A 13,675-nucleotide genomic window follows, 5' to 3' on the forward strand; every position below is an offset into this window, starting at 1 on the left:
TCACTGGCTATTTCGGTGCAGGCACGACGCTTTACGAGGCTGCCGGCAGCGACGCATTCTTGCGTGCAAGACGCGCCCTGATGGTTTCGACATCGGCGCGCGGCGTCGCCGCGAACAATGTCTTTGTATAGCTGTGCTGAGGATCACTGAAAACCTGATCCCGCGATCCGTATTCGACGGCCTCGCCGTAATACATGACCATGACGTCATCGGCCATGTAGCGGACGACCGAGAGGTCGTGGCTGATGAAGACGTAGGTCAGGTTCAGTTCGTCCTGCAGGTCGGCGAGCAGGTTCAGCACCTGTGCCTGCACCGACAGGTCGAGCGCGGAGACCGGCTCGTCCAGCACCAGAAGCCGCGGCTTCAGCATCAGTGCGCGCGCAATCGCGATACGCTGGCGCTGACCGCCTGAGAACATGTGCGGATAGCGGTTGAAGTGGACTTCCTGCAGGCCGACCTTTTTCAGCATCGACATGGCCAGTTCGCGGCGTTCGGCGGCGGGCGTGTCGGTGTTGATAATCAGCGGCTCCATCAGGATGTCACCGATCTTCTTGCGCGGATTCAGCGAACCATAGGGGTTCTGGAAGACGATCTGCACCTTGCGGCGCATCTCCGGCGTCAGGTCGCCGGCCGCGATGTCCACTTTCTTGCCGTCGATGAACAGCTCGCCGCCACTAGCCGGATCGATCATGGTGATGATGCGCGCCAGCGTGGACTTGCCGCAGCCGCTTTCGCCGACGATCGCCAGCGTCTTGCCCTGCTCGACCTTAAAGCTCACGCCCTTGACGGCGTGAACGGTCTTTTCCTTCTTGAACATGCCGCCCGGCAGATAATAGTTGCGGACGATGTTCTTGCCTTCGAGGACTGGCGTCATTGGGCCGCTCCCTCAGTCGTCTGTTTGAAGATTTCGCCGATAGTCGGCAGGCGGTCGCCGGTGGCATTGTCGGGCAATGCCGCAAGCAGCGCGCGGGTGTAATCGCTCTTCGGCGCCTCGAAGAGGGAAAGCACGTCGGCCTCCTCCATCTTCCGGCCCTTGTACTGCACGATGACGCGATCGGCGGTCTCGGCGACCACGCCCATATTGTGGGTGATCATGATCAGGCCCATGCCGTGCTCGGTCTGCAGGCGCATCAAGAGATCGAGGATCTGCTTCTGGATCGTGACGTCGAGCGCGGTGGTCGGCTCGTCGGCGATCAAAAGCTTCGGATTGCAGGCAATCGCGATCGCGATCATCACGCGCTGGCACTGGCCACCCGACATCTGGTGCGGGAAGTGGCCGAGGCGCTCGGCGGGGTTCGGGATGCCGACGGCCTCGAACAACTCGACGGCGCGCTTGCGGCGCGCAGCCTTGTCGAGGCCAAGGTGAATTCGCAGAACTTCCTCGATCTGGAAGCCGACCGTGAAGCAGGGATTGAGGCTGGCGATCGGCTCCTGGAAGATCATCGACATATCCTTGCCGATGATCTTGCGGCGCTCGCTCGCAGACATGCCGAGCAGATTGCGGCCGTCGAAGACCATCTTGTCGGCCGTTACCTTGGCCGTCCACGGCAGCAGTCCCATTGCAGCGAGCATGGAGACCGATTTTCCGGACCCCGACTCCCCTACGATCGCAAGGACTTCGCCCGGATCAACCTTGAGCGAGACGCCGTCAACCGCACGGAATGCACCCGTTGAGGTCTGGAATTCGACGACGAGGTTTTCAATTTCGAGAAGCGCCATCTCAGGACCTCTTCAGCTTGGGATCGAGCGCATCACGCAGTCCATCGCCCATCAGGTTGATGGCGAGAACGGTAATGAGGATGCAGAGACCCGGGAAAGTGACGAGCCAGGGGTTGCTTTGCAGGAATTCACGCGAATCCGCCAGCATCGTGCCCCATTCGGAGGTCGGCGGCTGCGCGCCCATGCCGAGGAAGCCGAGGGCTGCGGCATCGAGGATCGCCGCCGAAAAGGCAAGCGTCGCCTGCACGATCAGCGGTGCCAGGCAGTTCGGCAGGATCGTCTTGAACATAAGACGGAAGGTGCCGGCGCCGGCCACACGGGACGCCACGACATATTCCTTTTCGCGTTCACTCATCACGGCTGCGCGCGTCAGGCGCACGAAATGCGGCTGATTGACGATCGAAATCGCGATCATGGCGTTGAGCAAGCCCGGACCGAGAACTGCAACGAGCACGAGGGCAAGCAGCAGCGACGGGAAGGCAAGGATGATGTCCATGATCCGCATGATGAAGGTATCGACGCGGCCACGGAAATAGCCTGCGACCAGACCGATCAGCACGCCCGCGACAGCCGACAGCGAGGCGACGACCAGACCGATGAAGAGCGAGAAGCGCGTGCCGTAGATGAGGCGCGAAAGCAGATCGCGACCGACAGCGTCAGTGCCCAACAGGAACGAGCTGTTGCCGTTTTCCGACCATGCGGGCGGAAGACGCTGCATGCCGGACGGAACGTTCGGGTCGTGCGGCGCGATCAACGGTGCGAAGATCGCCATGAAGAGCACGATGAGAAAGACGACGAGGCCGATGACCGCGCCCTTGTTGCGCGAGAAATAGTACCAGAACTCAGCGAGTGCGGACGGCTGGGTCGACTTGGCGGTTGCTACACTCATGAGCCGCTCCTAGTGACGAATGCGTGGATTGATCAGACCATAAAGCAGGTCGACGATCAGATTGACGAGCATGATGATGGCGGCGATGAGCAGCAGGCCGCCCTGGACGACCGTGTAGTCACGCTTGAAGACCGCGTCGACCATCCACTTGCCGATACCCGGCCAGGAGAAGATCGTTTCCGTCAGGATCGCTCCGCCAAGCAGAACGCCGACCTGGAGACCGATCGAGGTGACGACAGGGATCATTGCATTGCGAAGCGCATGGACGCTGACGACGCGAAGCGGCGAAAGGCCCTTGGAACGGGCGGTGCGAACATAGTCTTCGCCGAGAACTTCCAGCATGGCCGAGCGCGTCTGACGCGCGATGACGGCAAGCGGGATCGTACCCAGGACGATCGTCGGAAGGATCAGCGATGAGACGGCGGACTTAAAGGCGCCGGCCTGGCCAGACAGCAGACTGTCGATCAGCATGAAGCCGGTGACCGGCTTAAAGAAATACATCAGACCGATACGGCCGGACACGGGTGTCCAATGCAGCGTATTGGAGAAGAGAACGATGAGAAGCAGTCCCCACCAGAAGATCGGCATCGAATAGCCGACAAGCGCCGTACCCATGACACCCTGGTCGAACCAGGTTCCGCGCTTGACGGCAGCAAAGACGCCGGCAGGGATACCAAGAACGATGGCAAACAGGATGGCGCAGAGCGAAAGCTCCAACGTCGCTGGGAACAGCGAGCCAAACTCCTGAAGGACGGGGCGCTTGGTGACGATCGACGAACCCAGATCGCCCTGCACCACGTTGCCGAGGTAATCCAGGTATTGAACGTAGACCGGTCGATCAAGGCCAAGATCATGCATGACCTGGGCATGACGTTCCGGCGCCATCACGCGTTCGCCCGACATCAGCATGACCGGGTCGCCGGGCAGCAGACGGATGAACGAGAAGGCGATAAGCGAAACGCCGATGAAGGTTGGGATCAGGATCGCGAGGCGTCCGATGAGAAATCGCAACATTGGCAAGTGTCCATAGTGTTCCGGCGGTCAGGTATCAAACCTGACCGCCGGCCAAGCCCGGGGTTGCCGGGCATCTTTGCATAATTTTGATTACTCGGCGATATCAACGCCGTCGAAACGGTGAACGCCGACCGGATCCTGCACGTAGCCGGAAACCTTGGCGCTCATCGGTACGAATTCCGTGGAGTGGTCGATTGTCGCCCACGGAGCTTCCTTCTTGAAGACGACCTGTGCTTCTTCGTAGAGCTTCGTACGCTCTGCAACGTCAGCGGTCTTCTTTGCCTTCTTCACGAGAGCGTCGAATTCCTGGTTGCACCACTGCGCGCGGTTGTTACCGCCGACGGCTTCGCAGCCGAGCAGAGTGTCAAGGAAGTTGTCCGGATCACCGTTGTCACCCGTCCAGCCGAGGATCGCAGCACCATCGCGGTTCTTGTCCTTGGACAGCTTCAGGTACTCGGCCCATTCGTGCGTGACGATGTCGACCTTGACGCCAACCTTGGCGAGGTCGGCCTGCATCAGTTCAGCGGCGCGACGTGCGTTCAGCATGTACGGACGCGAAACCGGCATTGCCCAGATCTTCATCGAGAGATCCTTGACGCCAGCGGCTTCAAGCATCTTCTTGGCTTCGTCGGGGTTGTAAGCGTCATCCTTGATGGCGTCGTTGTAGGACCACATCGTCGGCGGGATCGGGTTCTTGGCAACCTGGCCAGCGCCCTGGAAGACCGCGTCGACGATCGCCTGCTTGTTGATCGCCATGTTAAGCGCCTTGCGCACTTCAGGCTTGTCGAACGGCGCCTGGGTCGTGTTGTAGGCGAGGTAGGAAACGTTCAGGCCCGGCTGTTCCAGAACCTTCAGGTTCGAGTCGGCCTTGAGGTCCTTGATGTCAGCCGCGTTCGGGTACGGCATGATGTGGCACTCGCCGGCCTTCAGCTTCTGAGCGCGGACGGATGCGTCCGGGGTGATCGCGAACACGAGATCGTCGATCTTTTCCTTGCCCTTGAAGTAGGTTTCGTTGGCCTTGTAGCGGATGACGGCATCCGGCTGGTAGGCAACGAAGGTGAACGGACCGGTGCCGAGCGGCATCTGGTTCATCTGTTCCATCTTGCCGTCAGCCTGCAGCTTGTCGGCATATTCCTTCGACACGACCGACGCGAAGTCCATCGCGAGATCGGCGAGGAACGGTGCTTCCGGGTGGTTCAGCGTGAACTTGACGGTCAGGTCATCGACCTTCTCGACGGACTTGATGAGATCCGGGAAACCCATGCCTGCGGCATATTCGTAGGATACGCCGGCGACGTACTTGGCCCACGGGCTGTCGGCCTTGAGCTGGCGCTCGAACGAGAACACGACGTCGTCAGCGGTCAGGTCGCGGCTCGGCGTGAAGAATTCAGTTGTCTGGAACTTGACGCCCGGACGCAGCTTGAAGGTGTAGACCGTGCCGTCGTCGGAAACGGTCCAGCTTTCAGCGAGGCCCGGCTCGATTTCGGTCTTGCCATGCTGGAACTCGACGAGGCGGCTGTAGACCGTACGCGAGGAAGCGTCGAAGGTGGTGCCTGCAGTGTAGATGCCGGGGTCGAACCCTTCCGGCGAGCCCTCGGAGCAGTAAACGAGCGTTTTGGACCAGGCTGCGGATGCCATGGCCGAAGCCAGGACCGTCGCGGCCAACAAGACAGACATCTTTTTCATGATATCGTTTCCCAGGTTTGTTCTTTTATTTGAGATCTCGGATATGCCATCCGGATCGACGGCAGATGGAACGACATTTATTTGCTGAAATCAACGACCGTCGTGGAAAATTTTTCCAGCCGGACAACTTTAGTAATTTTCCGCCAAAAATGGGCCGCATTTAGAAATAAACGAACTGGATAAACTCGATTCCTGTCGCTTTTGGTATAATTTCGCGTCCGAGAGAGCATCGTTGCACACGCGAAGCGCGAGTTTTTCCCCTGCACATCTTCCAAAACAAAACGGCCGCGGCACCAAACGCTGCCACGGCCGGATCAAGATTTCGTTATTGAGGTCAGGCGGCCGGAACGGCTACTGGTGACTTGCGGTGCTCCTGTTCGCCCGTCAGGCCGAGCAGGAAGTTGATCTGTGGCCGCGCCTTGACGAGATCGTCGATCGAATACTGTGTCAGCACGTCGAAGAATGCGTTCAGCGCCTTGCGCAAGGCAGAGTTCAGACCGCAGCTATCAACGAGCGGGCATTCAACCATGCCATCATCCTCGAAGCACTCCGCCATGGCAAAGCTGTCTTCCGTGACGCGAACCACGTCAAAGAGGCTGATGTCCTTTGCCGGCTTGCCAAGACGAACACCACCATTGCGACCGCGAACGGTTTCGACCAAGCCCGCCTTGTTGAGAGGCTGCAGAATCTTGAACAGAAAGAGTTCGGAAACACCGTATGCCTTGGCAATCTCGGGAATCCGGCTGAGGTGCCCATCATTGGCCGCGCAATACATCAACATGCGAACCGCATAGTTGGTCTGTTTCGTCAAACGCATGCCGATCTCCAGAATCGTCTATTATAAGAGGTCTATATAGTGGCTTTGCTAGTTTTGAACAATTCCAAAATATGAAATTCGTATTCACCTTATGTGAGACGGATTGCCGCGACGTCTCACAACGAAAATTGGGGGCCGCAGCCCCCAATTCTACATGTCGTTCGCCCGACTTACTTCATCGTCGGAATGACGAACTCGGCGCCATCCTTGATGCCCGAGGGCCAACGGCTCGTGACAGTCTTGGTGCGGCTCCAGAACTTGATCGAATCCGTGCCGTGCTGGTTGAGATCGCCGAAGGACGAGGACTTCCAGCCGCCGAAGGAATGGTAGGCCAGCGGAACCGGGATCGGCACGTTGACACCAACCATGCCGATGTTGATGCGTGAGGTGAAATCACGCGCGGCGTCGCCGTCGCGGGTGTAGATCGCGACACCGTTGCCGTATTCGTGCTTCATCGGCAGCGACAACGCTTCCTCGTAGTTCTTCGCGCGGACGACCGACAGGACCGGCCCGAAGATCTCGGTCTTGTAGATGTCCATGTCCGGCGTGACGTGGTCGAACAGGCAGCCGCCGACGAAGTAGCCGTCCTCGTAGCCCTGGAGCTTGAAGTCACGGCCGTCGACGAGAAGCTTGGCGCCCTGCTCGACGCCGCTGTCGATGAGACCCTTGATGCGGACCTGGGCTTCCTTGGTGACGACCGGACCGAGATCGGCCTTGTCGTCGGAGTACGGACCGATGCGCAGGCTCTCGACCATCGGTACAAGCTTGTCGATCAGGCGGTTGGCGGTGTCCTCGCCGACCGGCACCGCGACCGAGATCGCCATGCAGCGCTCGCCGGCGGAGCCGTAGCCTGCGCCGATCAGGGCGTTGGCGGCCTGGTCGAGGTCGGCATCGGGCATGATGATCATGTGGTTCTTGGCGCCGCCGAAGCACTGGGCGCGCTTGCCATTCATCGCCGCCGTTCCATAGACGTAACGGGCAATCGGCGTGGAGCCGACGAAGGAGACGGCACCGATGTCCGGATCCGTCAGGATCGCGTCGACGGCGCCCTTGTCGCCGTTGACGACGTTGAGGATGCCTGCCGGCAGCCCGGCCTCGATCATCAGTTCGGCAAGACGCATCGGAAGGGACGGGTCGCGCTCGGAGGGCTTGAGGATGAAGGCGTTGCCGCAGGCGATCGCCGGCGCAAACATCCACATCGGGATCATGCCCGGGAAGTTGAACGGGGTGATGCCCGCGCCGATGCCGACCGGCTGGCGGATCGAGTACATGTCGATGTTCGGGCCGGCGCCTTCGGTGAACTCGCTTTTGGAGAGATGCGGGATGCCGATGACGAACTCACAGACCTCGAGACCGCGAATGATGTCGCCCTTGGAGTCCTCGACGGTCTTGCCGTGCTCCTTGGAAAGCATCTCCGCCAGCTCGTTCATGTTGTCGTTGAGAAGCTGGACGAATTTCATGAAGACGCGGGCGCGGCGCTGAGGGTTCGTGGCTGCCCATTTCGGCTGAGCGGCCTTGGCGTTTTCGACGGCAGCACGCAGGTCCTCGACGCTTGCGAGCGCGACCGTTGCCTGAACTTCACCGGTTGCCGGGTTGAAGACGTTGCTGGTGCGGCCGCTGGTGCCGGGGACGTGCTTGCCACCAATGAAATGACCGATCTCGCGCATGGGTGCTCCTCCTGTTATTGGATGGCAAACATTCGCACTTCAATTTGCACAAATCAACGAGCTGAGATAATCATCCGTTGTGCGAAAATTGAAGTCCTAGTGTTGATGCTTCCCGCAAGTTCTATCCGCGATAGGAACTACATGGCGCGGTCAAACCAAACTCAAGAGGAGGTCGCATTTTAATGGGCGGAGAACCTATTGTCAGAATGGCTGAGCTCGAGATCGATCCAAACCAGCTTGAAACCTATCGCGCTCTTCTGGCCGAGGAGATCGAGGCCTCCGTCGCGTTGGAGGACGGTGTTCTTTCCCTGAACGCGGTTGCCATAAAGGATCGTCCTCACCACATCAGGATCCTCGAAGTCTATGCAAACCGGCAAGCCTACGAGGCACATCTGCAGACAGATCATTTCCTCAAATACAAGAACGAAACCGCAGGCATGGTGGTGTCGCTCGCGCTCATCGATGTCGAGCCGCTGATGATGCGCGGCAAACCATGAACTGGGACGACGTCCGCATTTTTCTGGCCGTCGCCCGCACCGGGCAAATCCTTGCCGCATCGAAACGGTTGGGACTGAACCACGCCACCCTGTCGCGACGGCTCACCTCGCTGGAGGAGGCGCTGAAGAGCCGGCTCTTCGTCCGCCGTACGAACGGCTGCGAGCTGACAGCCGAGGGCGAGGTTTTCCTTGCATCTGCGGAACGGATGGAAACTGAAATGCTTTCCGTACAGGCCAATCTCGGTCGCACCGATACGGCAATCGCAGGCACCGTGCGTGTCGGCGCACCTGACGGGTTCGGCGTTTCCTTCCTGGCTCCGCGTATCGGCGCGCTGATCGAACGCCATCCGGAGCTGAAGATCCAGCTTGTGCCGGTGCCGCGATCCTTTTCGCTATCGCAACGTGAGGCGGATATCGCCATTACTCTGGAACGGCCCGAACAGGGTCGCCTCGTTTCAGCAAAACTCACCGACTATACGCTCGGCCTCTACGCCTCCCGAAGCTATGCCGAGCTCAACGGCCTGCCTGATGACGCGGAGGGGCTGAAGCAGCATCGGCGGATCGGCTATGTCGAGGATCTGATCTTCTCCCAGTCGCTGAACTTCACCGGCGAGGTGATGCGGAACTGGAACGCCGCCTTCGAGATTTCCTCGGCGACCGGCCAGACGGAAGCCGTACTTTCGGGAGCCGGGATCGGCATTCTGCATGATTATATCGCCCGGCAGCACCCTGGACTCGTGCGCATCCTGCCCGATGTCTCGATCCGGCGCGCGTACTGGACAACATTTCACGAGAGCGCGCGCGAGTTGGTGCGCGTCCGCACGGTTTCCGATTTCCTTCAGGAACTCGTAGCAGCCGAACGCCACATATTCATGTGACATCGTTCGCGCCGGATCAGTCGCGTCCTTCAGGCTCTTCGCTTGTCTGCTGCTTGTCCGAAGCAATTTCTGCTGCACGCACCGGCATGCTATCCACAATCGTGAACAGTTCGCCACTCGAGATCGGCTCGCTCACCGTCAGCTTTACCGTGCCATCCTTGCCGACGAGGAACGCCGCAAACTCTCCAGTCGCCGGATCGCCCAATTCGCTTGAAATCGCCGCTCCATCGAGATCCTTGCCGGAGCCGAAGAGAACTCGCACCTCGTCTGGAGCAATTTTCAGAATGACCATATCGCGTTGCTGCAGAGCCTCGCGATCGGAAAGGAGCTGGTTCTCCTGGCGTGCAGCGCGTGCGTTGCCCTTGTCGGCAAAGATGACGAGGACGCGGTTGCGCCACTGGAACTGTTCGAGGCTCGCAATGGCAGAGTAAGCACTGTTGGCTTCGTCCACCTTGGTCGCACCATATAGAAGCGTTTTCGACATGCACATTTCTCCTGCAGACCAGAACGTCCAGGGAGAGCGGGCGGTTCCATTCGCCAAACCAGGTGGTGAGTCGCCCAGGATTTCGGTAGGTGTCGCGTGGACCGGCAAGCGCACAAATCAGCGACGGAAACCTGCTCCACGCGATATGGAGGTTTGGGCAAGTGAAATAGTGGGAAAGATAATGAAGGGGTGGGTGAGGTAAGGCCAGGCGGGCAAATGCCCTGCCCGGCCCTTACTTTATGGTCACATCGGAACCAACGATGAGAGCGGCACCTGCAATGCAGCGGCGATCCGCTTGAGCCTGGCTGGATCTGAATCCACACCACTCTCGATTTCCTCAATCTCATTGACAACCAGACCGCAGGTCACTGCAAGGTCATCGACGCTATAGCCGACGGCCTCCCGAGCGGCCCGTACGGCAGAGGCTACGTTCATCGCCGAAACGGCGGTAGCCTTGGATGCATCCAGATTGCTGAGCGAAATGGACATTGAAGTCTCCTTCTGAAATCACTCTGAATTGACCCCCGCGGGAAAATGGCATTCCCGATCACGTTTTGCAATGCGATATGGTTAATTCGTGATCGATGAGCGCCGGCTGCGACAACGTGGACAAGTTCGCAAGGTCGCATTGCCCTTTGTAAGAAAAGCACATTTTCCGGGCCTGTTCGTAGCGCGACTGGACGCTGGCATGCGCCAAAAAAATTCCAAACCGCGGCGATTTGCCACCTGTTACCTGGAGGTTTACGCACGGCTTCCAGCGAATCACTGAGACAGAAATCGGGCAAAAGCGGCCACAAAGGCGGGGTTAGGGGCGGTCGAATGCGGAAGCGTTCGCCGGACTTGCTTCGAAAAGGGGCATGGAATTTTCCGAAGCAAGTCCAGGCAACAGTGTCAGGCTGCCCGTCGCGCAAACTTTGCGGAAAGAGCAACCTCGTCCTCAGACGCTTCCTCCGTGCGCCCGACAGGGACGGCGAAGAGCAACGCGTGGGCGAACAGGATCGCCGAGCCGAGCAGGGCGGCATAGGCAAGCAAGATAGTGCCCATCGGCACAGCGAAGTTGAGCTGCGGCAGCGCACCGAGCATCATCGGCACATACCAGGAAACAGCCGAAATCGCACCCGAGACAACAAACACACTGCGATGCGATGCAGGCAGGCCTTCCATGATCGAGCGGCCGATCTGCTTCTTCACCCGCGGAAGGATGATGGAATGGATGAAGCCACCATTGATGGTCAGGATGAGCACGATGGTCATCTTGGCCCAGATCTTTTCGTTGCCAAGCTTGGCCGGATCGAACGCACCATAGTAGGTGAGAAAGCCAAGTCCGGTCGCCCAGAGCAGGATAAGACCCCAGTTAACGACCTTCGAGCCGAACTTGAAGACCTTCCAGTGATCCTGGGTGATCTTGCCTCTCATCAAAAAACGCAAAACAAGAAGATCAAGTACGGTTGCGGCGCCAAGTCCAAGTGCCAAACCAATGAAATGCACTATTCTCAGAACCGACTTGATTGATACTGCCGGATCCTGGCTGAGTGTCTGAATAAGGAGAGTAAATCCCATACTAATGCACCTTTCATTCATTGGATCACAGCGTTGGAACGCAGGTAGGTCTGAGTGTCAGGACACGGGAAATCGCACCAAGCGCCGAACTCAATCGGCCTCTACACATGAGCGAATTAAACGTTCCGACAGTCTGTGATCCCTCTTTGGTGCCCCGTTCCCCGAGGTCCGATTTATTAGCAAAGAATGAACAGAGGGCGGCGAGAACGTGGCAGAAACGCGTCCATATAGCGATATGACAATTTATCTATGTCTAATTCTATAGTGATGCACGTACAGAGCGAGTAATTCCTGAGGCTCAATGCAGAAGGCCTGCTGCCGATGTCACAGGAGGTTCATTCTAGGGGATTAGACCCGACTAAGGTTTGACCTCAAGAGGAGTGGAAGATGACAATAGTTCAGGTTGAAGAACATCATCGTGATCGCGAATAGCGTTCAACTTGAGAAAACAGGATCAGGAAGTGATACCTGCCCGTCTTCTTTACCTCCTGGTCGCAAGGCTTGGTCATCGCCCCATTGCGCTAGGGCGAGACTTGCGCAGTACAGCCGCCATTTTGCCGCCCCTGGCAGGAGGTCGCCCGGAAGCCGTCTTTAAATCGCGCCACGAACACAGTGAGGGTGAACGTCCATGAATAACGCATCTGACAACAACTATTCGGACTGGCTTGAGGCCGAACTGGCCGACACGCTGGATGAGGACTACGAGCTCGAGCTTTCAGAGCCGGCACTTTCCGACGCGATCCGAAAGATCTACCGCAACGCCCATCCAACCACGATTCCGCGGCTCGATTATTTTCGGGCGCTGCTATCGCTGCAGGCCGAGCTGATCAAGCTTCAGGATTGGGTGGTCTATAATAAGGAGAAGGTCGTCGTGATCTTCGAAGGCCGCGATTCCGCCGGAAAGGGCGGCGTGATCAAACGTATCACGCAGCGCCTCAATCCGCGCGTTGTCCGTACCGTCGCCTTGCCCGCCCCTTCCGACCGCGAGAAGACGCAGTGGTATTTCCAGCGCTATGTGCCACACCTGCCTGCCGGCGGCGAAATCGTCCTCTTCGATCGCTCCTGGTACAATCGCTCAGGCGTAGAGAGAGTGATGGGATTTGCGACGGAAGATCAGGTCGAGCAGTTCTTCAACGACGTTCCCGAATTCGAGCGCATGCTCGTGCGCTCGGGCATCCGGCTCGTCAAATACTGGTTCTCGATCACCGACGAGGAACAGCAGATGCGATTTCTTGTCCGAATCCACGACCCGCTAAAACAATGGAAGCTGTCGCCGATGGACCTGCAATCGCGCGTCCGCTGGGAGGGCTATACGAAGGCGAAGGAAGAGACCTTCGCACGCACCAACATTCCCGAAGCGCCGTGGCATATCGTCGAAGGCAACGACAAGAAACGGGCGCGGCTGAACTGCATCGATCATCTGCTGCAGCAGATTCCATACACTGATGTTCCACACGAGGAGATCACGCTGCCCGACCGCGTGTTCAATCCGGATTACGAGCGCAAGGTGCTGCCTCAGGAGCTTTACGTTCCACCGAAGTATTGATTGGAGACCGATCCGCGGGCACGGCAAGGGCCGTGCTCGCCCCACCGACGCCAATTGGTTCGCGACCGTTGGCCCGAGTGAAAAAGCTTCTGGTGAAAGAAGAGAATGGTACGGTTGGGGGGTCTCGAACCTCCGACCTCAGGTGCCACAAACCTGCGCTCTAACCAACTGAGCTACAACCGCACAAATCGCGTCCGACGCGACGGGGGTCACATACGAGGACTTGGAAATTAATTCAAGCCCTATCTCTCCCCAATATACAAAAAGGCCGGACAAATGGTCCAGCCTCTTCGTGAGTTCTGTCGAAAAATCAGGCCGCCTTGAAGGAGGCCATGACCTTCTCAGCTGCTTCCTTGGAAGGCTTGGCAAGCTTTTCGGCAACCTGCTTGGAGGTTTCCTGCATGCCCTTGGCCTGCTCGATCGTCAGCTCGACCTGCTTGCGCAGGAAGGTGGTCTGCAGTTCGACGAGTTCGGCGACCGACTTGACGGCAAGCAGCGCTTCCATATGCGTCAGCGAGTTTTCAGCGTTCGTGCGCAGAGCGTCGATTGCCTTGTGGCCAATTTCAACGGCACCGGCCTGAGCCGTCTGAACCGTTGCTTCCAGCGTCTTGCTCGCTTCCTCGCCCGCGGTTTTCATCTTCGCGTAGGCTTCGCGCGACTGCTGCGCGCCCTTTTCTGCGAAATCGCGGAAGGATTCGGTGAACTTGGAAGGATCAAACGACGACATTGAAAAAACGTCGTCCATCTTTATGCTAGCCATTGCTTTGCGCTCCTTTTGCCTCGGCATGCATATCGCCTCGTAGGTTAGATGTTCATTATATAGCGCAGATATTTGTGCATTGCAACACCTTTGTGCGCCGCACAACACGTTAACCTTTTCGGCCGAAAGCCGGGCGCTGTTCTGGACCCCATTCCGGC

Annotated in this window: 14 protein-coding genes and 1 tRNA gene; 3 read left to right on the plus strand and 12 right to left on the minus strand. The window is 58.4% G+C overall.

The genetic code is table 11. The annotated features are described in order from the left end of the window. Positions 1-31: 31 nt before the first annotated feature. The 7 genes from JNB88_RS20785 to JNB88_RS20815 all read right to left on the minus strand — a co-directional run bounded on the left by JNB88_RS20785 (position 32) and on the right by JNB88_RS20815 (position 7,792). Positions 32-874 carry a dipeptide ABC transporter ATP-binding protein gene (locus JNB88_RS20785; RefSeq protein ID WP_037139336.1) on the minus strand — a complete coding sequence of 281 codons (843 nt, stop codon included), beginning with the start codon at positions 872-874 and terminating at the stop codon, positions 32-34. Then, positions 871-1,719 (minus strand): ABC transporter ATP-binding protein, encoded by an 849-nt coding sequence (locus tag JNB88_RS20790; protein WP_220357081.1) that lies wholly within the window; start codon positions 1,717-1,719, stop codon positions 871-873. Before JNB88_RS20790 ends, JNB88_RS20785 begins: the two co-directional genes overlap by 4 nt. A 1-nt stretch (position 1,720) precedes the next feature. After that, positions 1,721-2,608 carry an ABC transporter permease subunit gene (locus JNB88_RS20795; RefSeq protein ID WP_037139333.1) on the minus strand — a complete coding sequence of 296 codons (888 nt, stop codon included), beginning with the start codon at positions 2,606-2,608 and terminating at the stop codon, positions 1,721-1,723. A gap of 9 nt (positions 2,609-2,617) precedes the next feature. Next, complete coding sequence (locus JNB88_RS20800) at positions 2,618-3,622, minus strand: ABC transporter permease subunit (RefSeq protein ID WP_037139330.1); 1,005 nt, start codon at positions 3,620-3,622, stop codon at positions 2,618-2,620. 90 nt (positions 3,623-3,712) lie between these two features. Beyond that, the gene (locus JNB88_RS20805; protein ID WP_037139327.1) at positions 3,713-5,308 is read right to left on the minus strand and encodes an ABC transporter substrate-binding protein; all 1,596 of its coding nucleotides are present in this window, start codon (positions 5,306-5,308) and stop codon (positions 3,713-3,715) included. Positions 5,309-5,642: 334 nt separating this feature from the next. Next, positions 5,643-6,125, minus strand: a complete 483-nt coding sequence (gene rirA / locus JNB88_RS20810; protein WP_037139323.1) for an iron-responsive transcriptional regulator RirA — start codon at positions 6,123-6,125, stop codon at positions 5,643-5,645. A 170-nt stretch (positions 6,126-6,295) separates the two neighbouring features. Further along, a complete protein-coding gene (locus JNB88_RS20815; RefSeq protein WP_037139319.1) occupies positions 6,296-7,792 on the minus strand; it encodes a CoA-acylating methylmalonate-semialdehyde dehydrogenase in 1,497 nt (498 codons plus the stop codon). A gap of 182 nt (positions 7,793-7,974) precedes the next feature. Here JNB88_RS20815 and JNB88_RS20820 point away from each other — a divergent pair, with 182 nt between their 5' ends. After that, positions 7,975-8,289 carry a putative quinol monooxygenase gene (locus JNB88_RS20820; protein ID WP_037139315.1) on the plus strand — a complete coding sequence of 105 codons (315 nt, stop codon included), beginning with the start codon at positions 7,975-7,977 and terminating at the stop codon, positions 8,287-8,289. Further along, positions 8,286-9,167 carry a LysR family transcriptional regulator gene (locus JNB88_RS20825; RefSeq protein ID WP_037139312.1) on the plus strand — a complete coding sequence of 294 codons (882 nt, stop codon included), beginning with the start codon at positions 8,286-8,288 and terminating at the stop codon, positions 9,165-9,167. Before JNB88_RS20820 ends, JNB88_RS20825 begins: the two co-directional genes overlap by 4 nt. 16 nt (positions 9,168-9,183) lie before the next feature. On the opposite strand, the gene JNB88_RS20830 is transcribed toward JNB88_RS20825, so the two are convergent. The 3 genes from JNB88_RS20830 to JNB88_RS20840 form a co-directional block, all read right to left on the minus strand. After that, complete coding sequence (locus JNB88_RS20830; protein WP_220357082.1) at positions 9,184-9,651, minus strand: DUF4174 domain-containing protein; 468 nt, start codon at positions 9,649-9,651, stop codon at positions 9,184-9,186. Positions 9,652-9,894: 243 nt separating this feature from the next. Continuing rightward, complete coding sequence (locus JNB88_RS20835) at positions 9,895-10,140, minus strand: helix-turn-helix domain-containing protein (RefSeq protein WP_037139308.1); 246 nt, start codon at positions 10,138-10,140, stop codon at positions 9,895-9,897. 402 nt (positions 10,141-10,542) lie between these two features. Continuing rightward, a complete protein-coding gene (locus JNB88_RS20840) occupies positions 10,543-11,211 on the minus strand; it encodes a hypothetical protein (RefSeq protein WP_223217271.1) in 669 nt (222 codons plus the stop codon). Positions 11,212-11,839: 628 nt separating this feature from the next. Between JNB88_RS20840 and ppk2 the strand changes: the two genes are divergently transcribed. After that, positions 11,840-12,757, plus strand: coding sequence for a polyphosphate kinase 2 (ppk2, locus tag JNB88_RS20845; protein WP_037139301.1), 918 nt, complete (start codon positions 11,840-11,842; stop codon positions 12,755-12,757). Between the two features lie 106 nt (positions 12,758-12,863). Here ppk2 and JNB88_RS20850 read toward each other — a convergent pair. Beyond that, positions 12,864-12,940, minus strand: a tRNA-His gene (locus JNB88_RS20850). Positions 12,941-13,067: 127 nt separating this feature from the next. Next, entirely contained in the window at positions 13,068-13,517 is a 450-nt protein-coding gene (locus JNB88_RS20855) for a phasin (protein WP_037139299.1), read from the minus strand. Positions 13,518-13,675 lie beyond the last annotated feature (158 nt).

This window comes from Rhizobium cauense (assembly GCF_019511525.1).
Lineage (GTDB): Bacteria > Pseudomonadota > Alphaproteobacteria > Rhizobiales > Rhizobiaceae > Rhizobium > Rhizobium cauense.